At 66.6% G+C, this 26,249-nt stretch carries 24 protein-coding genes; 18 read left to right on the top strand and 6 right to left on the bottom strand.

What is annotated here, in order from left to right:
- The first annotated feature begins 93 nt into the window (after window positions 1–93).
- Window positions 94–1,038 (top strand): CysB family HTH-type transcriptional regulator, encoded by a 945-nt coding sequence (locus K2W61_RS01650; protein ID WP_175133122.1) that lies wholly within the window; start codon window positions 94–96, stop codon window positions 1,036–1,038.
- 244 nt (window positions 1,039–1,282) lie between these two features.
- Window positions 1,283–1,606: a DUF2325 domain-containing protein gene (locus K2W61_RS01645; protein ID WP_175133123.1), complete on the top strand. Its 324-nt coding sequence runs from the start codon at window positions 1,283–1,285 to the stop codon at window positions 1,604–1,606.
- 200 nt (window positions 1,607–1,806) lie between these two features.
- Here K2W61_RS01645 and K2W61_RS01640 read toward each other — a convergent pair whose 3' ends face one another.
- A complete protein-coding gene (locus tag K2W61_RS01640; protein WP_236754971.1) occupies window positions 1,807–2,469 on the bottom strand; it encodes a C40 family peptidase in 663 nt (220 codons plus the stop codon).
- Window positions 2,470–2,717: 248 nt separating this feature from the next.
- On the opposite strand from K2W61_RS01640, the gene K2W61_RS01635 reads away from it, so the two are divergent.
- The 6 genes from K2W61_RS01635 (at window position 2,718) to ltaE (ending at window position 10,736) form a co-directional block, all read left to right on the top strand.
- Window positions 2,718–4,673, top strand: coding sequence for a propionate--CoA ligase (locus K2W61_RS01635; RefSeq protein ID WP_272909238.1), 1,956 nt, complete (start codon window positions 2,718–2,720; stop codon window positions 4,671–4,673).
- The gene (locus tag K2W61_RS01630; protein WP_175133126.1) at window positions 4,670–5,077 is read left to right on the top strand and encodes a heme-binding protein; all 408 of its coding nucleotides are present in this window, start codon (window positions 4,670–4,672) and stop codon (window positions 5,075–5,077) included. The genes K2W61_RS01635 and K2W61_RS01630 overlap by 4 nt, the downstream gene beginning before the upstream one ends.
- Window positions 5,074–6,414 carry an MFS transporter gene (locus K2W61_RS01625; RefSeq protein ID WP_175133127.1) on the top strand — a complete coding sequence of 447 codons (1,341 nt, stop codon included), beginning with the start codon at window positions 5,074–5,076 and terminating at the stop codon, window positions 6,412–6,414. Before K2W61_RS01630 ends, K2W61_RS01625 begins: the two co-directional genes overlap by 4 nt.
- A gap of 266 nt (window positions 6,415–6,680) precedes the next feature.
- A complete protein-coding gene (gene acs, locus K2W61_RS01620; protein WP_175133128.1) occupies window positions 6,681–8,660 on the top strand; it encodes an acetate--CoA ligase in 1,980 nt (659 codons plus the stop codon).
- A 134-nt stretch (window positions 8,661–8,794) separates the two neighbouring features.
- A complete protein-coding gene (locus K2W61_RS01615; RefSeq protein WP_175133129.1) occupies window positions 8,795–9,682 on the top strand; it encodes a DMT family transporter in 888 nt (295 codons plus the stop codon).
- Between the two features lie 43 nt (window positions 9,683–9,725).
- Window positions 9,726–10,736, top strand: coding sequence for a low-specificity L-threonine aldolase (gene ltaE, locus K2W61_RS01610; protein ID WP_175140706.1), 1,011 nt, complete (start codon window positions 9,726–9,728; stop codon window positions 10,734–10,736).
- 12 nt (window positions 10,737–10,748) lie between these two features.
- On the opposite strand, the gene K2W61_RS01605 is transcribed toward ltaE, so the two are convergent.
- The 4 genes from K2W61_RS01605 to K2W61_RS01590 all read right to left on the bottom strand — a co-directional run bounded on the left by K2W61_RS01605 (window position 10,749) and on the right by K2W61_RS01590 (window position 14,790).
- A complete protein-coding gene (locus tag K2W61_RS01605) occupies window positions 10,749–11,093 on the bottom strand; it encodes an antibiotic biosynthesis monooxygenase family protein (RefSeq protein ID WP_175133131.1) in 345 nt (114 codons plus the stop codon).
- Complete coding sequence (locus K2W61_RS01600; protein ID WP_236754970.1) at window positions 11,090–12,208, bottom strand: cytochrome P450 family protein; 1,119 nt, start codon at window positions 12,206–12,208, stop codon at window positions 11,090–11,092. Before K2W61_RS01600 ends, K2W61_RS01605 begins: the two co-directional genes overlap by 4 nt.
- 74 nt (window positions 12,209–12,282) lie before the next feature.
- Window positions 12,283–13,128: an NAD-dependent epimerase/dehydratase family protein gene (locus K2W61_RS01595; RefSeq protein ID WP_175133133.1), complete on the bottom strand. Its 846-nt coding sequence runs from the start codon at window positions 13,126–13,128 to the stop codon at window positions 12,283–12,285.
- A 15-nt stretch (window positions 13,129–13,143) separates the two neighbouring features.
- Window positions 13,144–14,790, bottom strand: a complete 1,647-nt coding sequence (locus K2W61_RS01590; protein ID WP_175133134.1) for an electron transfer flavoprotein-ubiquinone oxidoreductase — start codon at window positions 14,788–14,790, stop codon at window positions 13,144–13,146.
- 139 nt (window positions 14,791–14,929) lie between these two features.
- Here K2W61_RS01590 and K2W61_RS01585 point away from each other — a divergent pair, with 139 nt between their 5' ends.
- The 3 genes from K2W61_RS01585 (at window position 14,930) to K2W61_RS01575 (ending at window position 16,943) form a co-directional block, all read left to right on the top strand.
- On the top strand, window positions 14,930–15,352 hold the full coding sequence (locus tag K2W61_RS01585; protein WP_272909365.1) for an acyl-CoA thioesterase: 423 nt from the start codon (window positions 14,930–14,932) through the stop codon (window positions 15,350–15,352).
- Between the two features lie 226 nt (window positions 15,353–15,578).
- On the top strand, window positions 15,579–16,277 hold the full coding sequence (locus K2W61_RS01580; protein WP_175133136.1) for a CoA transferase subunit A: 699 nt from the start codon (window positions 15,579–15,581) through the stop codon (window positions 16,275–16,277).
- 12 nt (window positions 16,278–16,289) lie between these two features.
- Window positions 16,290–16,943 (top strand): CoA transferase subunit B, encoded by a 654-nt coding sequence (locus K2W61_RS01575; protein WP_175133137.1) that lies wholly within the window; start codon window positions 16,290–16,292, stop codon window positions 16,941–16,943.
- A 69-nt stretch (window positions 16,944–17,012) separates the two neighbouring features.
- Here K2W61_RS01575 and K2W61_RS01570 read toward each other — a convergent pair whose 3' ends face one another.
- Window positions 17,013–17,471, bottom strand: a complete 459-nt coding sequence (locus K2W61_RS01570) for a GNAT family N-acetyltransferase (RefSeq protein ID WP_236754969.1) — start codon at window positions 17,469–17,471, stop codon at window positions 17,013–17,015.
- 189 nt (window positions 17,472–17,660) lie between these two features.
- On the opposite strand from K2W61_RS01570, the gene K2W61_RS01565 reads away from it, so the two are divergent.
- The 7 genes from K2W61_RS01565 to K2W61_RS01535 all read left to right on the top strand — a co-directional run bounded on the left by K2W61_RS01565 (window position 17,661) and on the right by K2W61_RS01535 (window position 26,245).
- Window positions 17,661–18,536, top strand: a complete 876-nt coding sequence (locus tag K2W61_RS01565) for a MurR/RpiR family transcriptional regulator (protein ID WP_175133139.1) — start codon at window positions 17,661–17,663, stop codon at window positions 18,534–18,536.
- The gene (locus K2W61_RS01560) at window positions 18,533–19,513 is read left to right on the top strand and encodes an isoaspartyl peptidase/L-asparaginase family protein (RefSeq protein ID WP_175133140.1); all 981 of its coding nucleotides are present in this window, start codon (window positions 18,533–18,535) and stop codon (window positions 19,511–19,513) included. Before K2W61_RS01565 ends, K2W61_RS01560 begins: the two co-directional genes overlap by 4 nt.
- A gap of 46 nt (window positions 19,514–19,559) precedes the next feature.
- On the top strand, window positions 19,560–21,446 hold the full coding sequence (locus tag K2W61_RS01555) for a dipeptide ABC transporter ATP-binding protein (RefSeq protein WP_175133141.1): 1,887 nt from the start codon (window positions 19,560–19,562) through the stop codon (window positions 21,444–21,446).
- A 66-nt stretch (window positions 21,447–21,512) separates the two neighbouring features.
- Complete coding sequence (gene gsiB, locus K2W61_RS01550) at window positions 21,513–23,066, top strand: glutathione ABC transporter substrate-binding protein GsiB (RefSeq protein WP_175133142.1); 1,554 nt, start codon at window positions 21,513–21,515, stop codon at window positions 23,064–23,066.
- A gap of 88 nt (window positions 23,067–23,154) precedes the next feature.
- On the top strand, window positions 23,155–24,075 hold the full coding sequence (gene gsiC, locus K2W61_RS01545; protein ID WP_175133143.1) for a glutathione ABC transporter permease GsiC: 921 nt from the start codon (window positions 23,155–23,157) through the stop codon (window positions 24,073–24,075).
- Between the two features lie 7 nt (window positions 24,076–24,082).
- Window positions 24,083–24,985, top strand: coding sequence for a glutathione ABC transporter permease GsiD (gsiD, locus tag K2W61_RS01540; protein ID WP_175133144.1), 903 nt, complete (start codon window positions 24,083–24,085; stop codon window positions 24,983–24,985).
- A gap of 165 nt (window positions 24,986–25,150) precedes the next feature.
- Window positions 25,151–26,245 carry a DmpA family aminopeptidase gene (locus K2W61_RS01535; RefSeq protein WP_236754968.1) on the top strand — a complete coding sequence of 365 codons (1,095 nt, stop codon included), beginning with the start codon at window positions 25,151–25,153 and terminating at the stop codon, window positions 26,243–26,245.
- Window positions 26,246–26,249: the final 4 nt, after the last annotated feature.

Here is a 26,249-nt window from a genome sequence, read left to right as displayed (position 1 = left end):
AGAGGGACGCCTTGTGCCTAAGCTTATATTTATAAGTAATATATAAAGGCGTCCTTATTACTTATAATTGGCCCGTCTACCAGGGGCCAATTCATGAACCTGCAGCAATTCCGTTTCGTGCGCGAAACCATCCGGCGCGACTTCAACCTGACCGAAGCCGCCCGGATGCTCTATACCTCCCAGCCGGGCGTGTCCAAGGCGATCATCGAGTTCGAGGACGAGCTCGGCATCAAGATCTTCGAACGCCACGGCAAGCGCATCAAGGGGCTGACCAAGCCCGGCCTGGCGGTGTCCCAGGTGATCGACCGCATCATGCGCGAGGTCGACAACCTGAAGAAGGTCAGCGACGAGTTCGCGCGCCGCGACGAAGGCGGGCTGGTGATCGCCTGCACCCACACCCAGGCGCGCTATCTGCTGCCGCGCGTGATCCCGGCGTTCCGCAAGCAATTCCCCAAGGTGCACCTGTCGCTGGCCGAAGGCAGCCCCGCGCAACTGGCGGAAATGGTGCTGCACGAGCAGGCCGACCTGGCGCTGGCGACCGAGTCGCTGGCCTTGACGCCGGGGCTGGCGACCCTGCCGGTCTACGCCTGGGAGCATACCGTGGTGGTGCGGCCCGATCATCCTCTGGCCGAGCTGACCTCCAGTGCGGCCAAGCGCCTGTCGCTGGCGCAACTGGCCGAATATCCCATCGTCACCTACGACCGCGCCTTCACCGGCCGCAGCACGATCGACGAGATCTTCGCCAACCAGGGGGTTCATCCCGATATCGTCCTGGAAGCCATTGATGCCGACGTGATCAAGACTTACGTGGATGTGGGCCTGGGCATCGGCATCATTGCCGGGGTGGCTTATGACCCGCGGCGCGATTCGAACCTGGTGGGGCTGCCCGTGGGCCACTTGTTCGGCACGCACACCACGCGCGTGGGCGTCAAGGCCGGCGTGTTCCTGCGGGACTATGTGTACACCTTCCTGGAAATGCTGGCGCCGTCCCTGACCCGCGCGGTCGTGACCGACGCGGTGCAGGGCACGCCGAAATAGCAGGGCCCCAGACGCCGGCACGCAGGCGGTTTTCCCCAGGCGGTTCCCCATTCGGGAGCCGCCTTTTTCTTGCCTGGTCCGGGGGCGGCGGGCCCCAGCCGGCAGCGCGGCTGGGGCGGACTCGCTATCCCTTCGCGCAAGCTCATTAAAATTATTAAATAAGAACTGATCTCATTTGAGTTGACTAAAAAATAGGAATCATTATCATTACATCCAGTCTCTCAACGACCCAGTGAGGTTCAACATGACGGCAGGATTGAGTGCAGTGGTAGTCGGCGCCGACAGGCTCGGCAACATCCCGGATCTGCTCAAAGGACACAATATTTCGATCACGCACCACATCAGCGGCCGTGATCCCTCGCACCAGAAGAAAACGTTGCAGTTGCCCTCCGGCACCCAGCTGGTCATCCTGCTGACGGATTTCCTGGGTCACAACGTCATGAAGACCTTCCGCAATGCGGCCCAGCGCGGCGGTATCCGGGTGGTGGCTTGTCGCCGCTCGGTGTGCAGCATGCAGCAGGCCCTGCAGCAGTGCGGCCTGTGCGCGGGCGTCGCGGCCGTCCATTGATTCCTGTGCGCCGCCCGCAAGATTGACAAACTGGGGAGGCCGCAAAGGCCCGCGGCCCCGGGCCGCGAAGAGGAAAAACGCCGCCGGACTGGAAAGTCCGGCGGCGTTTTGCTGTTCAGGGCGGTCGTGCGTGTTCGCCGCAGGGGCCGCGGTATGGTGGATGGCGCCGGGCCGGCCGGCAGGTCAGAATGCCGGGGCGTTCAGTTGGAGGCGCGCGCCGTGGCGACGAGGCTGGTGTCGATGCGGCGGGCGCCGTTGTAGCGCTTGGACCAGTAGGCCAGGGTCATGTTCTCGACGCGCACCACGCCGCCGGAACTGGGGGAGTGCACGAAGCGGTCGTCGCCCAGGTAGATGCCGACGTGGGAGTAGCGGCGGCCCATGGTGTTGAAGAAGACCAGATCGCCGGCCTTGAGTTCGCTCTTGGAGACGGAAACGCCTTGCTGGGCGATTTCGGCGGCATTGCGGGGCAGCTTCAGGCCCAGCGAGCGTTCGGCGGTATAGGTCACCAGGCCGCTGCAATCGAACCCGGTATCGGGTGAGTTGCCGCCAAAGCGGTAGCGGATGCCCAGGTAGTTGAGTGCTTCGCTGACCAGCGCGTTGTCGCTGCTGACGCCGCTGCCCTGGCTGCGCTGGCGCTCGCGTTTGAATTTCTGCACCACCAGCATACCGATGGGATCGTCCGCGGTGGCGACCCATTCGGTTTCGTAGGGATCGATCTCGGACGTGTAGGCGCTGGATTTCTGATGTGTGCCCGCACAACCCGCCAGACCCGCGACGCACGCCGCCAGCGCCAGCAAACGCAGACCGCGGTTTGCCTGGCCAGAGAGGGAGTTCAGTCGCGCGTTGGTGGAGTGTCGATGCATTCGCCTGGGGAAGGTCGCGGCGCAACTCAGGCGTTCAGCTGTCATAAAGCGTCAAAAACGCTGAAAAACATCTGAACGGCTGGAATCAAGCAGCCAACCAACGGATACGTTATGTACAACTTCGCGGGGATTCTACCAAACTTTTAAGACTGGTTCGTTACTGTAACCAGTCCGGCGCCCGTGCGGCGTGGACGCGTGGCAGAATTTTTTGACTTGTGGCAAGCCTGGTGCAAGGTTTGCCAACCAAAATGACCGAAGGATTCAAAAAGAAAGCAATCAGCCATAAGGCGTATGCACGATACCAGGAGACAAAAATGCAAAAAACCAGGGATTTCCATTACCGCTCGGTTCATGACCGCGATGCCTTCTGGCGCGAGCAGGCGGGCCGGGTGCACTGGGAAACGCCGTTCGAGTCCGTCCTGGACTTCTCCCGGCCGCCATTCGCCAAGTGGTTTGTGGGCGGCAGGACCAACCTCTGCTACAACGCCGTTGACCGTTGGCTGCCGACCCAGGCGGACAAGCCTGCCCTGATCTGGGTGTCGACCGAGGTCGAGCGTGAACGCGTGTATACCCGCCAGGAGGTTTACGAGGAGGTGAACGCCGCCGCGGCCATGCTGCGGGACCTCGGCGTGGAGCGCGGCGACCGCGTACTGGTCTATATGCCGATGGTGCCCGAGGCGGTTTTCACCATGTTGGCCTGCGCCCGCATCGGCGCGGTGCATTCGGTAGTGTTCGGCGGGTTCGCGTCGGTCAATCTGGCGCAGCGTATCGATGATGCGGCGCCCAAGGTCATCGTGTGTACCGATGCGGGCTCGCGCGCGGGCAAGGTGGTGCCCTACAAGCCCCTGCTGGACCGGGCGCTGGCGCTGTGCAAGACGCCGCCGGCCGCGGTGGTGGTATTCGACCGCGGCCTGGCGCCGTTCGAACCGGTGGCCGGGCGCGATCTGGACTATGCCACGTTGCGCGCCGCCCGGCGCGCAGCGCGCGTGCCGGTCACCTGGCTGGAGTCGTCCGAGCCCAGCTATATCCTCTATACGTCGGGCACCACCGGCAAGCCCAAGGGCGTGCAGCGCGACACGGGCGGCTACGCCGTGGCGCTGGCCTCGTCGATGGAATATCTGTTCAACGGCCAGGCCGGCGATACCTTCTTCTGCACCAGCGACATCGGCTGGGTGGTGGGGCATTCCTATATCGTGTACGGCCCGCTGATCGGTGGGCAGGCGACGGTGCTGTACGAGGGCACGCCGGTACGTCCGGACGGCGCCATCCTGTGGAAGCTGGTGGAGCAATTCGGCGTCAACACGCTGTTCTCGGCGCCGACGGCGGTGCGGGTGCTCAAGCGCCAGGATCCGGCGCTGCTGAAAAAACATGACCTGTCGACCTTGCGGGCGGTGTACCTGGCCGGCGAGCCGCTGGACGAGCCCACCGCGCAGTGGATCTCCGAAGGGCTGGGCAAGCCCATCATCGACAACTATTGGCAGACCGAGTCCGGCTGGCCGATCCTGTCGGCGCAGCCGGGCGTCGAAACGGTGCCGACCCGTTTCGGCAGTCCGTCGTTTCCGGTCTACGGGTTCGATGCGCGCATCGTCAGCGAATCCAGCGGCGAGGATCTGGGGCCCGACCAGAAGGGCGTGGTGGCCATTGTGCCGCCGTTGCCGCCGGGCGCCATGTCGACCATCTGGGGCGATGACGAGCGTTTCGTGCAGACCTATTTCACATCGATCCCGGGCCGCCAGGTGTATTCCACCTTCGACTGGGGGCTGGTCGACAAGGACGGCTACTGGTTCATCCTGGGCCGCACCGACGACGTGATCAACGTGGCCGGCCACCGCCTGGGCACGCGCGAGATCGAGGAATCCGTCAACAGCCACAGCGGCATCGCCGAGTGTGCCGTGGTGGGGATGGCCGATGCGCTCAAGGGGCAGGTGGCAATGGCGTTCGCCGTACTGAAGAATCCCGCGGCGGCGGAGACGGCGGAGGGCGCAAAGCAGCTGGAAGCGGATATCATGCGGCTGGTGGAAGATCAGCTGGGCGCGGTGGCGCGACCGGCCCGGATCCGGTTCGTGGGCGCCTTGCCCAAGACCCGTTCGGGCAAGGTGTTGCGCCGCGCCATTGTCGCGGTATGCGAAGGCCGCGATCCCGGCGACCTGACCACCATTGAAGATCCCACCGCCCTCGAACAGATCAAGGAGTCGCTGCAATGAATACCAAGCCGGTGCTGAACGCCGAAGACGTCAAGAAAATCCTGGCCGCGGCCGAAGCACACGCCCTGCAGAACAAGTGGGCCGTCACCATCGCCGTGTCGGACGATGGCGGCCACCTGCTGGGCATGCTGCGGCTGGACGACGCCGCGCCGATTTCCGCGCACATCGCGCCGGCCAAGGCCAAGACCGCGGCCCTGGGCCGGCGCGAATCGCGCGTCTACGAAGAGATCATCAACAACGGCCGCTATTCCTTCCTGTCGGCGCCGCTGATCGAAGGCATGCTGGAAGGCGGGGTGCCGATCGTGGCCAACGGCCACGTGGTGGGCGCCGTCGGCGTGTCGGGCGTGAAGTCGACCGAAGACGCCCTGATCGCCCAGGCGGGCATCGCCGCGCTGGGCCTGTGAGCCAGGAAACGCCACGGCAGGCGCCCGCCGGCGCGGCCGTGTCTGCCGCGGGGGAGGCGGGCGGCAGTCCGCTGAACCCCGGCGTGGCCAGGCGCGAAGTCTGGGCCTGGGCCATGTATGACTTCGCCAATTCCGGCTACACCACCGTGATTCTCACGGCGGTGTTCAGCACCTACTTCGTCGGCGTGGTCGGCGGCCGCGCGCCGTGGGCCACGCTGGCCTGGACGGCCGCGCTGTCGCTGTCCTATCTGCTCATCATGCTGACCATGCCGACACTGGGCGCGCGCGCCGATGCCCGCGCCGGCAAGCGGCGGCTGCTCTACAGCAGCACCATCGGCTGCGTGGCCGCCACCCTGGTATTGACCCAGGCCGGGCCGGGCGACGTGTGGCTGGCGCTGGCCGCGATCGTCATCTCCAATTACTGCTATTGCGTCGGCGAGTCCGTGGTGGCGGCGTTCCTGCCCGAGCTGGCCAAGCCATCGGCGCTGGGGCGGGTATCGGGTTGGGGCTGGAGCTTCGGCTACTGCGGCGGCATGCTCACGCTGGGCCTGTCGCTGGTGGTGGTGAAGCTGGCCGAGGCCGACGGGCTCGACGCCGAGCACTTCGTGCCGCGCGTCATCCTGGTGACCTGTGCGGTGTTCGCGCTGGCGGCCTTGCCTTCCTTCTTTCTGTTGCGCGAACGGGCGCGGCCCAGCGGCGAGCCGCAGGCGGCCTTGGCCATGCTCAAGCGGCTGGCCTACGCCTGGCGCGACACCGGGCAGCATTTTCCGGAGTTCCGCCGGCTGCTGATGTGCATCGCCTGTTACCAGGCCGGCATCTCGGTCGTGATCACGCTGGCGGCGGTGTATGCCTCCGAGGTCATGGGTTTCACCACGCCGCAGATCATGCTGCTGGTGTTCACCGTGAACATCGGCGCGGCGGCGGGCGCCTTCTCGTTCGGTTATGTGCAGGATCGCATCGGCCACAAGCCGGCGCTGGCGATCACGCTATGCGGCTGGATCCTGATGGTGCTGGTGGCCTACGCGGCCGTGACGGCGCCGGTGTTCTGGGTGGCGGCGACGCTGGCCGGGTTGTGCATGGGCACGACCCAGAGCGCGGGCCGCGCCATGACCGGCGCGCTGGCGCCGGCCGGCCGCCTGGCGGAGTTCTTTTCGCTGTGGACCTTCGCGGTGCAACTGGCCGCGGTCATCGGTCCGCTCACTTATGGCCTGGTGACCTGGGCCACGCATGGCAACCATCGCCTGGCGATCCTGGTGACCGGGCTGTTCTTCGTCGGCGGCCTGGCGCTGCTGTCGCGCGTGGACATGGCGCGCGGCCTGGCGCGCCGCGCCGCTTGAGGGCGCGTGCGGCCGCCGCAACTGATATTCTTATGAAGTTCCGGTCATGGCGTGCCGCAAGGCGGACGCGCTGGCCGGCCGGTTGCGTATTGCGCTGTCGGTTGTCGATGCCGTTGCTGCCACGTTTGCCGCACGTTCCCGCGGGATGCGGGCTTATGGCCCGTATTTTGCGTAAGGTGCCCGTAAGAGCGCGGCGATACGGTTGCGAGTGGGCAGTCACATAAAAAGCGGCATCAACAACAGAATCACAGATTGGAGACAAGATCATGTCGAATGCTATTGAGTCCGTACTGGTGGAAACCCGGGTCTTCCCGCCGCCCGAGCGCGCGGCGCAGGGCGCCGCGATTCCCAGCATGGACGCCTACAGGGCGCTGTGCGCGCAGGTCGAGAACGATTTCGACGGTTTCTGGGCCGGCCAGGCCCGCGACAACCTGCACTGGACCAAGCCGTTCACCCAGGTGCTGGATGAATCCGACGCGCCGTTCTACCGCTGGTTCGGCGACGGCGAACTGAACGTCTCGGCCAATTGCCTGGACGTGCACCTGACCAACGGCAACGCCGACAAGACCGCCATCATCTTCGAAACCGATGACGGCAAAGTCACCAAGGTCAGCTACCGCGAACTGCTGGCGCGTGTGTGCCGCTTCGCCAACGGCATCGCCGCGCTGGGCTACAAGAAGGGTGATCGCGCCATCATCTACATGCCCATGTCGATCGAGGCGGTGGTGGCGATGCAGGCCTGCGCCCGCCTGGGCGTGACGCACTCGGTGGTGTTCGGCGGCTTCTCGGCCAAGAGCCTCCAGGAGCGCATCGTCGACGTGGGCGCCTCGCTGGTCATCACCGCCGACGAGCAGGTGCGCGGCGGCAAGACCATCCCGCTCAAGCCGGCGGTGGAAGACGCCATCGCCATGGGCGGCTGCGAAGCCGTCAAGCGCGTCATCGTCTATCGCCGCACCGGCGGCAAGGTTGCCTGGAACGAAGGCCGCGATCTCTGGATGCATGACGTCGAGGCCGGCCAGGCCGACACCTGCGAGCCGGTGCCGGTCAACGCCGAGCATCCGCTGTTCATCCTGTACACGTCCGGCTCCACCGGCAAGCCCAAGGGCGTGCAGCATTCGTCCGCCGGCTACCTGCTGTGGGCGTTGCTGACGGTCAAGTGGACCTTCGATGCGCGCAAGGACGACGTCTACTGGTGCACGGCCGACGTGGGCTGGGTCACCGGCCACACCTACATCACCTATGGCCCGCTGGCCGCCGGCCTGACCCAGGTGGTGTTCGAGGGCGTGCCGACGTTCCCCAACGCCGGCCGCTTCTGGGACATGATCGCGCGCCACAAGGTCACCACCTTCTATACCGCGCCGACCGCGATCCGCTCGCTGATCAAGGCCGCCGAAGCCGCGCCCGAGACCCATCCGTCCAAGTACGACCTGGACAGCCTGCGCATCATCGGCACGGTGGGCGAGCCCATCAATCCCGAAGCCTGGATGTGGTATCACAAGAATGTCGGCCGCGAGCGCTGCCCGATCGTCGACACCTGGTGGCAGACCGAGACTGGCGGCCACATGATCACGCCGCTGCCGGGCGCCACGCCGACCAAGCCGGGCTCGTGCACGCTGCCGCTGCCGGGCATCGCCGCCGCCATCGTCGATGAAACCGGCGGCGACGTCGACCAGGGCAACGGCGGTTTCCTGGTGATCAAGCGCCCGTGGCCGGCCATGATCCGCAACATCTGGGGCGATCCGGAACGCTTCAAGAAGAGCTATTTCCCGCCGGAACTGCGCGGCTATTACCTGGCCGGCGACGGCGCGCAGCGTGACGCGGACGGCTATTTCTGGATCATGGGCCGCATCGACGACGTGCTCAACGTGTCGGGCCATCGCCTGGGCACCATGGAAGTGGAATCGGCGCTGGTCGCGCATGAACTGGTGGCCGAGGCCGCCGTGGTCGGCCGTCCCGACGACACCACCGGCGAAGCCGTGGTGGCTTTCGTGGTGCTCAAGAGCGCCCGTCCCGAGGGCGCCGAGGCGCAGGCCATCGCCAAGACGCTGCGCGACTGGGTCGCCAAGGAAATCGGCCCGATCGCCAAGCCCAAGGACATCCGCTTCGGCGACAACCTGCCCAAGACCCGTTCCGGCAAGATCATGCGCCGCCTGCTGCGCGTGGTGGCCAAGGGCGAGGAAGTGACGCAGGACGTGTCGACGCTGGAAAATCCCGCCATCCTGGAACAACTGTCCAAGCCCTTGTGAGCGGCGTGCGCCGTCCGTCATGCGGACGGCATGGACAGTCCCCGTCCTGACGGGCGCATAATGCGAGATGCCCATGCCGGTTTGCCGGCATGGGCATCTTCGTTTTTCCATCCCTCTTCCCCGGAGACGCCGCCGTGAGCCGCAGCAGTTTCGATCGCGCAGGGCTTGCCCTGATGTTCAGCACCATCCTCGTGTGGGCGGGCAGCTGGATCGCGATGAAACTGATCGTCCCGTACATCGGCCCCTTCGATTTCGTGGCGCTGCGCTACGTCACTGGCAGCCTGGTGCTGTTCGCGCTGGCCATCGTCACCCGTCGGCCGCTGGCCTTGCCGCCCTGGAAGCTGACTCTGCTGATCGGCCTGACCCAGACCGCCGGCTTCCAGGGCTTCGTGCAGACCGCGCTGGTGTCCGGCGGCGTCGGCAAGGTGTCGCTGATGGCCTACACCATGCCGTTCTGGGTGGTGTTGTTCGCGTGGGGATTGCTGGGCGAGCGGCCAACCGTCCGCCATGGCATCGGTATTGGCCTGGCCGCGATCGGCCTGGTGCTGTTCATCGAACCCTGGCACGGCGTGGGCGCGTTGCGGCCGGTGCTGCTGGGGCTGGGCAGCGGCCTGTGCTGGGGCGTGGGAACGGTGCTGTCCAAGCGCATGTTCGAGCGCCACGCGCCCGACGTGATGACGTTCACCGCCTGGCAGATGCTGTTCGGCGGGCTGGTGATGACGCCCGTGGCATGGCTGGTGCCGCAGATTCCGGCGCAATGGGGCTGGCAGTTGTGGACCGGCATGGTCTATATCGTCCTGATCGCCACCGCGGCGGGCTGGCTGCTGTGGCTGCAGGTGGTGCGGCGGGTGCCGGCATCGATTGCCGGCCTGTCCAGCCTGGGGGTGCCGGTGGTGGCGATGCTGATGGCCTGGGCCGTGTTGTCCGAGCGCCCGACGCCGGTCGAACTGGCCGGCATGGCCCTGATTCTCGCCGGCATTTTTGTCGTAAGCCGCGCGGCGCCCGCCGCGCGCGCGGGCTGACCGGCCCGTTTACCGGATTTCCGTTTTCCTTCAAGGACGCTTCATGATCGATTTGCGCAGCGATACCGTCACCCGGCCGTCCCCGGCTATGTTGCAGGCCATGATCAGCGCGCCGCTGGGCGATGATGTGATGGGCGATGACCCCACCGTCATCCAGTTGCAGCAAGCCGTCGCCGAACGCGCGGGCAAGGCGGCTGGGCTGTTCTTCCCGTCGGGCACGCAGAGCAACCTGGCCGCCCTGATGGCGCATTGCGAGCGCGGCGACGAATACCTGGTGGGCCAGCAGGCGCACACCTACAAGTACGAAGGCGGGGGCGCGGCCGTGCTGGGCAGCATCCAGCCGCAACCCATCGAGCATGCCGAGGATGGTTCGCTGCCGTTGGAAAAACTGGCGGCGGCGCTCAAGCCCGAAGGGGACCCGCACTTCGCCCGCACGCGCCTGCTGGCGCTGGAAAACACGTTCCACGGCAAGCTGATCCCGGCCGACTATGTGCGCGCGGCGACCGACTGGGCGCGCGGCCACGGCCTGGCCACCCACCTGGACGGCGCGCGCGTCTTCAATGCCGCCGTGGCCAGCGGCAAGCCGTTGGCCGAGATGTGCGTGCCGTTCGATTCGGTGTCGATCTGCTTTTCCAAGGGGCTGGGCGCGCCGGTCGGTTCCGTGCTGGTGGGCAGCGCCGAACTGATCGCCCGCGCGCGCCGCTGGCGCAAGGTGCTGGGCGGCGGCCTGCGCCAGGCCGGCGTGCTGGCGGCCGCCTGCCTGTATGCGCTGGAGCACAATGTCGAGCGCCTGGCCGAAGATCATGCCAACGCGCGCCTGCTGGCCGAAGGCCTGCGCGGCATTGCCGGGGTACGGGTGCTCAGCCAGGACACCAACATGGTGTTCGCGGAGTTCGAGCCGGCGCGTTGCGATGCCCTGACCGCCGCGCTGGCGGCCGACGGCATCCTGATGCGCGCCGTCTATGGCGGCCCGACGCGCATGGTGACGCACCTGGACCTGTCGGCCGACGATGTGCGCCGGGTGGTCGAGGCGGTGGCCCGCCACCTGGCCTGAGGCCGCGCGCCGTCAGCCGTGATGCCTGCGGCTGTCACCCGGCGCCTGGCCGCGCTCTTGCATGCCGTAGTCGCGCAGCACCTGCGCGACGCGCAGGCGGTAGTTGGCGAACACGCCGCCCCGTCCCGCCTCCTGGGCGCGGCGATGCGATTGCAGCGTGCGCCAGCGCCTGACCGCGTCTTCATCGCGCCAGAATGACAGCGACAGCAGCTTGCCCGGGGTCGCCAGGCTCTGGAAGCGTTCGACCGAGATGAAGCCGTCGATGGTCTTCAGTTCGTCGATGAGGCCCGCGGCGATGTGCAGATAGGTCGCGGGGTCGCCATCGGCGGGTTCGACTTCGAATATTACGGCGATCATGGGGCGGGTTCCTTGGCCAGATCAAATTGGGGAATGCGGGCGTTGGGCAGGGGGCGGTAGCGAAAGCGCGCCGCCAGGGCGGCGCTATTGACGCCCGCTTGCAGCAGATGCGCGAGCGCGCCGGCGGCATCGCGGCGCGCGGCGTCGCGCCCGGGGCAGGCGTGGCCCAGTGCGCCGAAGGTCCAGTGCGCGTCGGGCTGCGCCATGGCCGCCGCGGCGAGCACCAGCAGCACGGTCTCGCCGGCTTCGATGCGCTGGCCGTCCAGTTCGATAGGGCCGGCCAGGAAGCGGCGGGTATTGTGGATGGGCGGATCGTGCCCCAGCGTCGCGTCGACCAGTTCGCCGGTCTGCGCCGGCGTCAGGCCGCCCCCCGCGCCCTGGCGGCCGGCCCGCAGCAGGGCGTTGCCCAGCAGGCCGGCGCCGGCTTCGCATGACTGGAACAGCAGGCCCGCCAGGTTGGCGGCAAGCAGCGCCGGATCGAGGCCGGCCTGTTCCCCCTGGAGGCGCAGCCCGCGCCAGGCGGGGCCGGCGGCCGGGTCATCCAGGTGCGCGCCGAGCCGCGCCAACAGTCGTTCGGCGGCTGCGTGTCCGGCCGCGATGCGCGCATCGGCGGTGGCAGGCGGCAGGGCCGCGAGGAAGGCGCCGATGTCGCGCGCGCAGTCGGCGGCCACGGCGCCGGGCAGGCCGAGCGAGCAGGCTTGCGCAAAAACGGGCGCGGCGTGCAGATAACGGTCGATGGCGCCGGCCGATGCCGTGTCCGCCCCCAGTCGCGACCAGTCGGGCGAAGGGGCCAGCGGCGCCTGCCGCGCCAGGAACTGACTGAACAGCGCCTTGAGGCGGACGTGCCGCGGACCGTCGTTCATCCGCAGGAAGCGGCCGAACAGCAAGCCGGCCGGCCCGCAGGCGATGCCCCGGGGCACCGCTTCGGCCAAGGGGCGCACGCGGGCGGCGGGATGATGCATGATTGCGCGGATGGTCCGCGGATCGCTGGCCACCCACAGTCCCAGCCGGGTGTCCCGGTACAGCGGCCGCTCGCGCGCCAGCGCGGCGTAATAGGGGTAGGGGTCGGGGTGCGTGACCGCCTGCAGCGGATCGGGCGGGAAGGGCGTGGACATGGGCGGCGCGCGGATGATCGAAGGGACGGCCAGTATGGCCGTGGCGCGCCCTCGACGATTCGACCTTGGTCGAACTATGCCTGCGCGGCGTCCGCCAGCAGCGCGGCATAGCCTGCGCGCGAATCCGGCCAGCGCAGCGTCAGGCCGCTGGCGCGCAGGCGGGCGTTGCTGAGCTTCTTGCTGCCGATACCCGCCGGCGCGGGGCCGTCAGCCGGTGCTGGGGCGCCGGCCATTCGCGCCAGATCGGCATAGAGCTCGTGCAGCGGCAGCGGTGTGTCGTCGCAGCCGATGTAGACGGGCAACGCGTCGGGCAGCAGCGCCAGGTGCGTGATGGCGGCTGCGGCGTCGTCGATGTGGATGCGGTTGGCCCAGTGCGGCGGTTCGAGCGGCGCGCGGGCCTTGCCCGCCCGCAGCCGTTCGATCAGTTGCAGGCGGCCAGGACCGTAGAGGCCGGCGAAGCGCAGCGTGGTGTGCGGGATCGCGCGCGCGGCGAGCGCCGCTTCGGCATCGAGCAGGATGCGGCCATTGAAACCCTGCGGCGCGGGCGGGGTGTCTTCGTCGACCCAGTCGCCGTGATGTTCGCCATATACGGCGCTGGAGGACACGAACACGATGCGCGCGACCTGGCGCGTGTCGAGCGCGTCCAGCACGTGGTTCAGGCCGTCGACGAACACGGCGCGATAGGCGGCGGGATCGCGCGCGCCGGCAGTGGCGACATGGATCACGCGGGTGATGCCGGCCGGCAGGGCCGGCAAGCCGTCGGGCCGGCTGATATCGCCCGGCAGCCAGTGGATGCCGCTGGTGTCGTCCGCCGGCGGGTGGCGGCGCAGGGCGTAGACCGTATCGCCGCGCGCCAGCAGGCGGCGCGCGGCGCGCTGGCCGAGATCGCCGCAGCCGATGAAGAGCACGCGTTCAGCCATGGCCGGCGGCGCCCGTCACATGCCGCTGTAGACCGGCCCTTCGCCGCCTTGCGGCGCCACCCAGACGATGTTCTGGGTCGGGTCCTTGATGTCGCAGGTCTTGCAGTGCACGCAGTTCTGCGCGTTGATCTGCAGGCGATCCTCGCCGTGATCGTCCTTGACGAACTCATAGACGCCGGCGGGACAGTAGCGCGATTCCGGGCCGCCGTACTTGGCCAGGTTGACCTGCACCGGCACCGAAGGATCCTTCAGCGTCAGGTGGACGGGCTCGTTTTCATCGTGGTTGGTGTTGGAGATGAACACCGAGCTGAGCTTGTCGAAGGTCAGCTTGCCGTCGGGCTTGGGATAGTCGATGCGGGCGCACTGCGAGGCCGGCTGCAGGCAGGCATGGTCCGGCTTGCTGTGGCGCAGGGTCCAGGGCATCTTGCCCTTCAGCACCAGTTGCTCGATGCCGGTCATCAGCGTGGCCACGGTACGGCCCTTCTTGAACCACTGCTTGAAGTTGCGCGCCTTGTTCAGTTCGGCGTGCAGCCAGGAATTCTTGAAGGCTTCCGGATAGGCGGCCAGCTCGTCCTGGCGGCGGTCGGCCACCAGTGCGTCGAACGCGGCCTCGGCGGCCAGCTTGCCGGATTTGATGGCGGCGTGGCTGCCCTTGATGCGCGACGCATTGAGGAAACCGGCCTCACAGCCCACCAGCACGCCGCCGGGGAAGGCCAGCTTCGGCAGCGACAGCAGGCCGCCGGCGGCGATGGCGCGCGCGCCATAGGCGATGCGCTTGCCGCCTTCGAACGTGCCGCGGATGGCGGGATGGGTCTTGTAGCGCTGGAATTCATCGAACGGCGACAGCCACGGGTTGGCGTAATCCAGGCCGACGATCAGGCCGACCGCCACCAGGTTGTTGTCCAGGTGGTAGAGGAACGAACCGCCGTAGGTGTCGGCATCGAGCGGCCAGCCGGCGGTGTGGATCACCAGGCCGGGCTTGGACTGCGCGGGATCGACTTCCCACATTTCCTTGATGCCGATGCCATAGGCTTGCGGGTCGCGGCCGTCATCGAGCTTGTAGCGTTCGATCAGCTGGCGGCCGAGCTGGCCGCGCGCGCCTTCGGCGAACACCGTGTAGCGCGCGTGCAGTTCCATGCCGGGCTGGTAGTGGGCGGTGTGGCTGCCGTCGCGGGCCACGCCCATGTCGCCGGTGGCCACGCCGCGCACCGCGCCCTGGTCGTCGTACAGCACTTCGACCGCGGCAAAGCCGGGGAAAATCTCGACGCCCAGCGCCTCGGCCTGTTCACCCAGCCACTTGACCACATCGCCCAGGCGGACGATGTAATTGCCCTCGTTGTGGAAACAGGGCGGCAGCAGCCAGTTGGGCGTGGCGCGCGCGCCGTTCTCGGACAGGAACAGGAACTTGTCCTGCGTCACGGGCACGTTCAGCGGCGCGCCCTTTTCTTTCCAATCGGGGATCAGTTCGGTCAGCGCCAGCGGGTCCATCACGGCGCCGGACAGGATGTGGGCGCCCAGCTCGGCGCCTTTCTCCAGGACGCAGACGCCGATTTCCTGGTTCTTTTCAGCGGCCAGCTGCTTCAGACGGATAGCGGTGGCCAGGCCGGCGGGACCACCGCCAACCACGACCACGTCATATTCCATCGACTCGCGTTCAGACATTGCAAAGCTCCCCGTATGTATTCCATATTTGGCTGGAAGTATTATCGGCGATTGTATTGCAGGCGGAGACCTTGCACGTCTTCGTATTTCTTTTAGCCATCAGGAGCAATTGGTGAACCCGGAGATTCAGTCTGCGCGGATGCTGGCGGTGGGCGATACCCACCAGGCGGATCTGCCCTTGCGTTGGGGTGATTCCGACGCTTTGAACCACCTCAATAACACGCTGTATTTCCGCCTCATGGAAGAGGCGCGGATGCAGATCCTGTACCACGCGGGCTTCGAGCTGCCGGCCGATGACGGCGCCATCCTGGCCCACGCTTCCTGTGATTTCCTGCGTCCCCTGACCTATCCGGCGACCGTGCGCGTGACGCACAAGGTGACGCGCATCGGCCGTTCCAGCGCCGAATTCGAGCTGCTGCTCGAGAAGGTCGGCGATGATGGCGGCCCCTATGCTCGTGGCCGCAATGTGCTGGTCTGGATGGACTACGTGGCCAATACGTCCGCGCCATGGCCGCCTGAAGTGCTGGCGAAAATGGCCACGCAGTTCCGGCCGGCCGCGTAGCCGGCGGGGCCGGGCGCGTGGTCCGACTTCGCCGCGCCGTTTGAAACAGCGCGCGCATTTGCCGGTCATGCCGTTAAAATCCCCGGCAGAACCATAATAGAAACACAGGGGCGCGCCACCCTCGGCGCCGCGAATCCGCCTTCATCGGGGCCCGCCGCGATGATGCGGGGCCGCGCAGCCGGCAGCCGCGCCCTCTTCAGTTCGACCTTAACTAGGAGTTGGAGCGATGGACAAGGTTTATGCAAGCGCCCAGGAGGCGCTGGCAGGCATCGTCAAGGACGGCCAGATGATCGCCGTGGGCGGTTTCGGTCTCTGCGGCATCCCCGAGGCCCTGATCGCCGCGCTGCGCGATTCGGGCGTGAAGGATCTCACGTGCATCAGCAATAACGCCGGCGTCGACGGCTTCGGCCTGGGCCAGCTGCTCAATACGCGCCAGGTGCGCAAGATGATCGCCTCGTACGTGGGCGAGAACAAGGAATTCGAACGCCAGTACCTGTCGGGCGAACTTGAGCTCGAATTCACCCCGCAGGGCACGCTGGCCGAGAAGCTGCGCGCCGGCGGCGCCGGCATCCCGGCCTTCTTCACCCGCACCGGCGTGGGCACCATCGTCGCCGACGGCAAGGAAATCCGCGAATTCGATGGCCACCAGTACGTGATGGAACGCTCGCTGGTGCCGGACGTGTCGCTGGTCAAGGCGGACATCGCCGATCGCAGCGGCAACCTGGTATTTCGCAAGACGGCCCGCAACTTCAATCCGAACGTGGCCATGGCCGGCAAGCTCACGGTGGTCGAGGTCGAGAAGATCGTCGATACCGGCAGCCTGGACCCCGACCAGATCCATCTGCCCGGCATCTATGTGCACCGGATCGTGCTGAACGCCAATCCGGAAAAGCGCATCGAACAACGCACCACTCGCCCGGCCTAAGGAGAAGACGACATGGCATGGTCCCGCGATGAAATGGCGGCGCGCGCCGCGCGCGAGCTGCAAGACGGTTTTTATGTGAACCTGGGTATCGGCCTGCCGACCCTGGTGGCCAACCACGTGCCCAAGGGCGTCGAAGTCTGGCTGCAGTCCGAAAACGGCCTGCTGGGCATCGGCCCGTTCCCGACCGACGCCGAGGTCGACGCCGATCTGATCAACGCCGGCAAGCAGACGGTCACGACGCTGCCCGGCTCGTCGATCTTCTCGTCGGCCGACTCGTTCGCGATGATCCGCGGCGGCAAGATCAACCTGGCCATCCTGGGCGCGATGCAGGTGTCCGAGAAGGGCGACCTGGCCAACTGGATGATCCCGGGCAAGATGGTCAAGGGCATGGGCGGCGCGATGGACCTGGTGGCCGGTGTCGGCCGCGTGGTCGTGCTGATGGAACACGTGGCCAAGAAGAAGGACGGCACCGAGGACGTCAAGCTGCTGCCCGAATGCAACCTGCCGTTGACCGGCGTGGGCGTGGTCGACCTGATCATCACCGATCTGGGCGTGATGGAAGTCACCGACAACGGCCTGAAGCTGCTGGAAACGGCGCCGGGCGTGACGGTGGACGAGATCCAGTCCAAGACGCTCGCCAAGCTGGATGTGTCGGCGGTCAAGTAAGCCCGCTCGACGCCAGCATGGCAAACGCCCCGCAAGGGGCGTTTTTCATTTCCGCTCCAGGAGGCGGGATCAGGCCGATTCCCGCAGCAGCATGCCCACGTGCGGGATGCCGTCCTCGATATATTCGTCGGTGACCGGCGCGAAGCCGTGGCCGCCGTAGTAGCCCTTGAGCCGCGCCTGCGCGCTCAGGTAGACCGGCTCGCCCGGCCACAGCCGCGCCACCTCGGTTTTGGCGCGGCGCATCAGTTCATGGCCCAGGCCGGTGCCGCGCGCGGCCGGCGCGGTGATGACGCGGCCGATGATGGCCTGGCCGTCATTCAGCGCGGGTTCAAGCAGGCGGCAATAGGCCAGCAGCCCGCCATTTTCCCAGGCCATCAGGTGTTCCGTCTGTCCCAGCAGGTCCTTGCCATCCATGTCGAGAAAGGCGCACTGCTGCTCGACCACGAAGACTTCCGAGCGCAGGCGCAGGATGGCGTAGAGCTCGGCCAGGGTCAGTTCGGCATGGGGTTTACAGGTCCAGGCGGGCATTCGAGAAAGTCCGAAAAACGGGGAGGCGGGGAGGGCCATTAGCGTACCGCAAACCGGCCCCGTTTCTTTTGAGGCACTGTTACATTAAATCACGGGTATACCCTTAGTATGAAAATGAATTTTCTTATCTAAAATTTGTGTGTAAACAGATTTACATAAACCTTCGCTACGCTCCCCGCCCTTTCCCCGATGACCAAGGCCACACTCACGATCGCTGATCGGATCGCCCGGGCACAGCCCGCGCTGAGCCGCAAGCAGCACGAAATGGCCGAATATGTCCTGGCCCACCAGTTCCGCGTGGCCACGATGACCATCGACGAATTCGCGGCGGCCACGGGGGTCTCGATCGCCACCGCCAACCGTTTCGCGCGGGCCCTGGACCTGCCGGGCTACCCGCAGTTCCGCGCGGAGCTGGCCCGCGGTTTCGAGGCGGCGCTGGAACCGGTCGAAAAACTGCGCACCGAGCTGGCGCATTCGGCCAGCGCGGTGCAGATCTTCGCCGCGATCCTCGAAGAAGACATCCGCAACGCCCAGCGCAATCTGCAGAATCTGGATGCCGGCGCCTGTGAGCAGGCGGTCGAGGCGATCCTGGCCGCCGACCGCGTCTTCATCATCGGGTTCGGCGCCAGCGGGTTCCTGGCCGGCATGCTGCAGCGCGGACTGTGCATGCACCTGCATTCGGTCGAGTCGCTGGCCGGCCCGGGCGGCGTGTCGCACGCGGCGCGGCAGATGTCGCGCATGACCAGCAAGGACCTGGTGATCGCCATCGGTTTTCCGCGTTATCTGGCCGATACCGTGACGCTGGCGGCCGCGGCCAAGCAGGCCGGCGTACCTGTGCTGGTGTTGACCGACAAGCCCACTTCGCCGCTGGCGCCGACGGCATCCGTGGTGTTGTACGCGGTGTCCGGCCGCCAACTGATCCCCAATTCCGAAACCGCCGCGCTGGGCCTGATCGAGGCCCTGTCGGCGGCGGTGGCCTATCGGGCCAAGAATTCCGTCGCGGCCGCCGCTGGGGTGACCCAGTCCGTGATGCCGTGGCTCATCCATGGAGTAGGTAAACGATGATTCAACCCGTGATCGCGATTCACGGTGGCGCCGGCGCGATGTCCCGCGCGGCCATGTCGCCCGAGAAAGAACAGGAATACCTGAGCGCGCTCGAATCGATCCTGACCGCCGGCCAGGCCGTGCTGGCCCGTGGCGGCAGCGCGCTGGACGCGGTGACCGAAGCCGTGCGCCTGCTGGAAGACTGCCCGCTGTTCAACGCCGGGCACGGCGCCGTGTTCACCAGCGCCGCCACGCACGAGCTGGACGCGTCCATCATGGACGGCGCAACGCTGCGTTCGGGCGCCATCGCCAACGTCAATTGCGTGCGCAACCCGGTGTTCGCCGCGCGCAAGGTCATGGAATCCAGCAAGCACGTGTTTTTCGTCGGCGAGGGCGCCGAGGCCTTCGCGCGCGATGCCGGCCTGGAAATCGTCGATCCCGCCTATTTCTCGACCGAGGCGCGCCGCGAGCAATTGCTGCGGGTGCAGCGCGAAACGCCGGAAGCAGCGGTGCTGGACCACGACGGCCAGGCCATGGTCGCGCGCGGCCAGCCGGCGCCGGCCGATCCGCTGGATGCGGACAAGAAGTTCGGCACCGTCGGCGCCGTGGCGGTGGATGCGCAGGGCAACCTGGCCGCGGCCACGTCCACCGGCGGCATCACCAACAAGCAGGTCGGCCGCGTCGGCGATGCGCCGCTGATCGGCGCCGGCACCTATGCCAGTAACCGGACCTGCGCCGTGTCCACCACGGGCACCGGCGAGATGTTCATCCGCATGGTCGCCGCCTATGACGTGGCGGCCCAGATGGAATACTGCGGCGCGTCGCTGGAAACGGCGGCCAACCGCGTCGTGATGGAAAAACTGCCCACCATCGGCGGCAAGGGCGGCCTGGTGGCCGTCGACGCCAAGGGCAATGTGGCCTTGCCGTTCAACACGGAAGGCATGTACCGCGGTTACGCCCGCGTCGGCGAGAAGCCGGTCACCGCCATCTACCGCTGAGCGGCGGCGGGCTTCGTTTTTGTCAGTTTTGGGGATTACTAGAGATATGGTTGATCGCGCAAACAGCCTGGCGCTGCCGGATAACCGCGTGGTCCAGGTCGACGACCTGACGGTGCGCTTCGTGGGTTCGGAGCGCACGGTCGAAGCCGTGCGCAACCTGTCGTTCCATGTGGACCGGGGTGAAACCCTGGCCATCGTGGGCGAATCGGGTTCGGGCAAGTCGGTGACGTCGCTGGCGCTGATGCGCCTGGTGGAACATGGCGGCGGCCGTATCGCCCAGGGCCGCATGGCCCTGCGCCGCCGCAACGGTTCCGTGATCGACCTGGTCGGCGCCAACCAGCGCGTGATGCGCAATGTGCGCGGCGCCGACATGGCCATGATCTTCCAGGAGCCGATGACGTCCTTGAACCCGGTGTTCACCGCCGGCGACCAGATCGCCGAGTCGATCCGCGAGCACCAGGGCATGGATGCCGCCGCCGCGCGCGCCGAGGCCCTGCGCATGCTGGAGCAGGTGCGCATCCCGGAAGCCAAGTCGGTGCTGAACCGTTACCCGCACCAGTTGTCGGGCGGCATGCGCCAGCGCGTCATGATCGCCATGGCGCTGGCTTGCAAGCCGGCGCTGCTGATCGCTGACGAGCCCACCACCGCGCTGGATGTCACCATCCAGGCGCAGATCCTCCAGCTGATCCGTCAGTTGCAGGAAGAAATGCACATGGGCGTGGTGTTCATCACCCACGACATGGGCGTGGTGGCCGAAGTGGCCGATCGCGTGCTGGTCATGTACCGCGGCGACAAGGTCGAGGAAGGGCCGTCGGCGTCGGTCTTCGCCACGCCCCGGCACGCCTACACCCAGGCGCTGCTGTCGGCCGTGCCGAAGCTGGGCGCGATGCAGGGTACCGACCTGCCGGCGCGCTTTCCGCTGCTGCAGGTGGATGGCAAGGCCCAGCCGGTGGCCGAGCCGGGCGCCGCCAGCACGCAGGAAGTGCCGGCCGCGCACCGCGAGCCCATCTTGAGCGTGCGCAACCTGGTCACGCGTTTCGACCTGCGCGGCGGCATCCTGAGCCGGGTGCAGCGCCGCGTGCACGCGGTGGAGAAAGTCAGCTTCGACCTGTACCCCGGCGAGACGCTGTCGCTGGTGGGCGAGTCCGGTTGCGGCAAGTCCACCACCGGCCGCTCGCTGCTGCGCCTGGTGGAAAGCCAGGGCGGCGAGATCCGCTTTGGCGGTCGCGACATCGTGAGCCTGAAGACCAGCGAGCTGCAATCGCTGCGCCGCGACATCCAGTTCGTGTTCCAGGACCCGTTCGCGTCGCTCGATCCGCGCGTCACGGTGGGCTTCTCGATCATGGAGCCGTTGCTGGTGCATGGCGTGGCCAAGGGCAAGCAGGCCGAGCAGCGTGTGGCCGAGCTGCTCGAACGCGTCGGCCTGCCGCCGGAAATGGCGCAGCGCTATCCGCATGAATTCTCCGGCGGCCAGCGCCAGCGCATCTGTATCGCGCGCGCCCTGGCCCTCAATCCCAAGGTCGTGATCGCCGATGAATCGGTCTCGGCGCTCGATGTGTCGATCCAGGCGCAGATCGTCAACCTGCTGATCGATCTGCAGCGCGACATGGGCATTGCGTTCCTGTTCATTTCGCACGACATGGCCGTGGTCGAACGTGTCAGCCACCGCGTGGCCGTCATGTACCTGGGGCAGATCGTCGAGATCGGCCCGCGCCGGGCGATTTTCGAGAACCCGCAGCACCCGTACACCAAGAAGCTGATGGCGGCCGTGCCGATCGCCGATCCGGCGCGCCGCCACATGAAGCGCACCTTGTTGTCCGATGAAATCCCCAGCCCCATCCGCCGGCTCGGCGACGAGCCGGTGGTGCAGCCGCTGGTGCAGGTAGGAACCGATCACTTCGTCGCCCGTCATCCGGTCGGCGGAGCGTATTGAGTCTGTTGTCGTACTTGTTTTTCTTCCACCAAACCCCCTAATTCCGCACAGGAACCAGGAGTTGCAATGATGAAAGTTCTGCGCCCCACCAAGCTGATGGCCGCCGCCGCGGTGGCCTTCGGCGTGCTCACTTCGCCGCTGGCGCATGCTGCCAAGGACGTGACGTTTGCCGTCTCCATCGCGCTGGAAACGCTCGACCCGTACAACACCAACAGCACGCTGAACCAGGCGGCCGGCAAGGCCTACTACGAAGGCCTGTTCGAGTTCGACAAGGACCTGAAGATCCAGAAGGTGCTGGCCACCGACTACACCGTCAGCGAAGACGGCCTGGTGTACACCTTCAAGCTGCGCCCCGGCGTCAAGTTCCATGACGGCACCGATTTCAACGCCGAAGCCGTCAAGGTCAACTTCGACCGTCCGTCCAACCCGGACAACCGCCTGTCGCGCTACATCCAGTTCAGCGTCATCGAGAAGACCGAAGTGGTCGATCCGCTGACCGTCAAGATCACCTTGAAGAAGCCGTTCTCGGCCTTCATCAACGCGCTGGCTCACCCGGCCGCCATGATGATCTCGCCGGCCGCCCTGGCCAAGTACGGCAAGGAAATCGGTTTCCACCCGGTGGGCACCGGCCCGTTCGAATTCGTCGAATGGAAGCCGGCCGAGTACCTGAAGGTCAAGAAGTTCGACGGCTACTGGAAGAAGGGCTATCCGAAGATCGACACCCTGACGTTCCGCACCGTTACCGACAACAACACCCGTGCCGCCGTGGTGCAGACGGGCGAAGCGCAATTCGCCTTCCCGGTGCCGTTCGAGCAGGCCGCCGTGCTGTCCAAGAACGACAAGCTGGATGTGGTCGATCACAAGAACTCGATCATGGCCCGCTACCTGTCGATGAACACGCAGCAAAAGCCGTTCGACAACATCAAGGTGCGTCAGGCCATCAACTACGCCATCAACAAGGAAGCCCTGTCCAAGGTCGCTTTCTCGGGCTACGCCACCGTCGTCGACGGCGTCGTGCCGCAAGGCGTGGACTTCGCCTACAAGACCGGCCCGTGGCCGTACGACATCAAGAAGGCCAAGGCCCTGCTGGCCGAAGCCGGCTACCCCAATGGCTTCGAAAGCCAGCTCTGGTCCGCCTACAACGACGGCACCTCGGTGAAGGTGGTGCAGTTCCTGCAGCAGCAACTGGCGCAAGTCGGCATCAAGGTGTCGGTCGAGGTGCTGGAATCGGGCCAGCGCGTGCAGCGCGTGCAACAGGTGCAAAAGCCTGAGGACGCCAAGGTCCGCATGTACTACGCCGGCTGGTCGTCCTCGACCGGCGAAGCCGACTGGGGCCTGCGTCCGCTGCTGACCACCGCCGCGTTCCCGCCGGTGCTCAACAACGTGTCGTACTACTCGAACAAGTCGGTTGACGACGGCGTCCAGCAAGCCCTGGCGACCACCGATCGCGCCAAGAAGACCGAGATCTACAAGAACGTTCAGGAAACCATCTGGAAGGATGCCCCGTGGGCCTTCCTGGTGACCCAGAACAACCTGTACGTCAAGTCGAAGAACCTGTCGGGCGTGTACGTGGAACCGGACACCTCGTTCTGGTTCGGCGACATCGATCTGAAGCAGTAATCCGGCGGTAACTCTCGGGGCCGCGAGGCCCTTGCAAGGCCACATACGGCGGGGACGCGGTGTCCCCGCCGATGTTGCAGGAATTTCAATGCTGACCTACATCGTCAAACGTCTTTTGGGCATGATCCCCACGCTGCTGCTGGTGGCCGTGGTCGTGTTCCTGTTTGTGCACATGCTTCCGGGCGACCCGGCGCGACTGGCCGCGGGCCAGGAGGCCGACCAGCAGACCGTCGAACTGGTGCGCAAGGAACTCGGGCTGGATCTGCCCCTGCCGCAGCAATTCGTGCGCTATTTCAGCCACATGCTGCAAGGCGACCTGGGTACCTCGCTGCGTACCAAGCGTCCCGTCTCGACCGAAATCGCCGATCGTTTCATGCCCACGCTGTGGCTGACGATCGCCAGCATGGCCTGGTCCGTCACCTTCGGCATGATCATCGGGATCGTGTCGGCGGTCTGGCGCAACCGTTGGCCCGATCGCCTGGGCATGACGCTGGCGGTGTCCGGCATCTCGTTCCCCGCGTTCGCGCTGGGCATGATGCTGATGCAGATATTTTCCGTGAACCTGGGCTGGCTGCCGACCGTGGGCGCTTCCAGCTGGAAACACTACATTCTTCCGTCCATCACGCTGGGCGCGGCGGTGGCCGCGGTGATGGCGCGCTTCACCCGCGCTTCCTTCGTCGAAGTGGTGCAGGAAGACTTCGTGCGCACCGCTCGCGCCAAGGGCCTGAGCGAGCGCCGCGTGGTCATCAAGCACGCGCTGCGCAACGCGCTGATTCCGGTCGTCACCATGATGGGCCTGCAATTCGGCTTCCTGCTGGGAGGCTCGATCGTGGTCGAGACGGTGTTCAACTGGCCCGGCCTCGGCCGCCTGCTGGTCGATGCCGTGACCCAGCGCGACTACCCGGTGATTCAGGGCCTGGTGCTGCTGTTCTCGTTCGAATTCATCCTGATCAACCTGATTGTCGACGTGCTCTATGGCGTCATCAATCCCAGCATCCGTTACAAGTGAGGCGGCCATGAGCAATACGACACCCGCCGCAACCGTTGCCGCCGCCGCGCCCAAGAACGACGTGCGCACGCCCGCCACCGAGTTCTGGCGCAAATTCAAGAAGCAGAAGCTGGCCGTGGGCGCCGGCGTCTTCGTCCTGCTGCTGGTCGTGGTGGCGATCCTCGCTCCCTGGATCGTGCCGTTCGACCCGGAGAACTTCTTCGACTACGACGCCCTCAACGCCGGCCCGTCCTGGGCCCACTGGCTGGGCGTGGACTCGCTCGGTCGCGACATTTTCAGCCGCATCATCATGGGCGCGCGCATTTCGCTGGCTGCCGGCTTCCTGTCCGTCGCCATGGGCGCCATCGTCGGCACCTTCATGGGCCTGATGGCCGGCTACTACGAGGGCTGGTGGGAACGCATCACCATGCGCGTCTCGGACGTGCTGCTGGCCTTTCCCGGCATGCTGCTGGCGATCGGCGTGGTCGCCATCCTGGGCTCGAGCATGGTCAACGTGATTGTCGCCGTGGCCGTGTTCAGCGTGCCGGCGTTTGCCCGTCTGGTGCGCGGCAACACGCTCTCGATCAAGCAGATGACCTACGTCGAGGCGGTCAAGAGCGTGGGCGCGTCCGACTGGACCATCATCATGCGCCACATTCTGCCCGGCACGATCTCGCCGATCGTGGTGTATGGCACGATGCGCATCGGCACCTCGATCATTACCGCGGCCAGCCTGTCGTTCCTGGGCATGGGCGCCTCGCCTCCCACGCCGGAGTGGGGCGCGATGCTGAACGAGGCGCGCGCCGACATGGTGATCGCCCCGCACGTGGCGATCTTCCCGGCCCTGGCGATCTTCCTGACCGTGTTGGCGTTCAACCTGCTGGGCGACGGCCTGCGCGACGCGCTCGATCCCAAGATCGACCGCAAGTAAGCGCCGAGCGGATAATGGTTATCGCGCCGTGCCCCGCGGGGCACGGCGCGGCATCGGTTCCCTTGCCGCCGCCCGCGTCCGGGCGCCCGCCTCGCGGCGGGCGCCACGGCTACGCAGGACGGCGGCATTTTGCATTCTGGAGCGTGGCGACACGCAGCGACAAGCATGGAAAAACAAGCGCTGGACCAACCCCGCGTCGGCAAGCTGGAAGCCGGCCCGCTGGACTCGATCTGCGACGTGGGCGACATCACCGTCGGCCACTGCACGCTGGCCGATGGCGCGCTGCAGACCGGCGTGACCGTGCTGCGGCCGCATGGCGGCGACCTCTATCTGGACAAGGTGCCGGCGGCCGCCACGGTGCTGAACGGTTTCGGCAAGAGCACCGGCCTGGTCCAGGTACAAGAGTTGGGCGTGCTGGAAACGCCGGTCGCGCTGACCAACACCTTTGGCGTGGGCACCGTGGCCAACGCCCAGATCCGCGCGGCGATTGCCGCTAATCCCGAGATCGGCCGCGGCATGGCCACGGTCAATCCACTCGTGTTCGAGTGCAATGATGGCTATCTCAACGATATCCAGGCCATGGCGGTGCAGGAATCGCACTACACCGACGCGCTGGCCGCCGCGGACAAGCGGATGGCGCAGGGCGCGGTCGGCGCCGGGCGCGGCATGTCGTGTTTTTCGTTCAAGGGCGGCATCGGCTCGGCCTCGCGCGTGGCGCCGATCCAGCCGGGGCTGCGTTATACCGTGGGCGCGCTGGTGCTGGCCAACTTCGGCCGCCTGCCCAACCTGACCGTGGCCGGCCGGCCATTCGGCCGGCGGCTGGCGGACCAATTGGATCGCGGCTTGGCGCAGGCCGGCGAGAATGCCGCCATCGTGCCGGAGAAGGGCTCCATCATTCTGCTGGTGGCGACCGACGCGCCGCTCGACGCGCGCCAGTTGCGCCGCCTGTCGCTGCGCGCCGGCGCCGGCCTGGCCCGCACCGGCTCGGTGTTCGGGCACGGCAGCGGCGACATCGCCTTGGCGTTCTCCACCGCATACACCGTGCCGCAACAGGCCGAGCGTGCGATGCCGGCGCTCGCCATGCTGCACGAAACCCGCATCGATCCGCTGTTCGAGGCGGCGGCCGAGTCCTGCGAGCAGGCCATCATCGCCGCGCTCTGGCGTGCCGAGGGCGTGCATGGCCGCGACGGCCATCACCGCGCCGCCATCCGCGATGCCGCGCCCGCCTGGCGCCAATGGCTGGCGGACACCGAATTCTGAATCC

The sequence above is a fragment of the Achromobacter pulmonis genome (assembly GCF_021733725.1).
In the GTDB taxonomy this organism is placed as follows: Bacteria; Pseudomonadota; Gammaproteobacteria; order Burkholderiales; family Burkholderiaceae_B; genus Achromobacter; species Achromobacter pulmonis.
The sequence above is the reverse complement of the archived record's forward strand: the minus strand, read 5'-3'. Positions and strand labels throughout refer to the sequence as shown.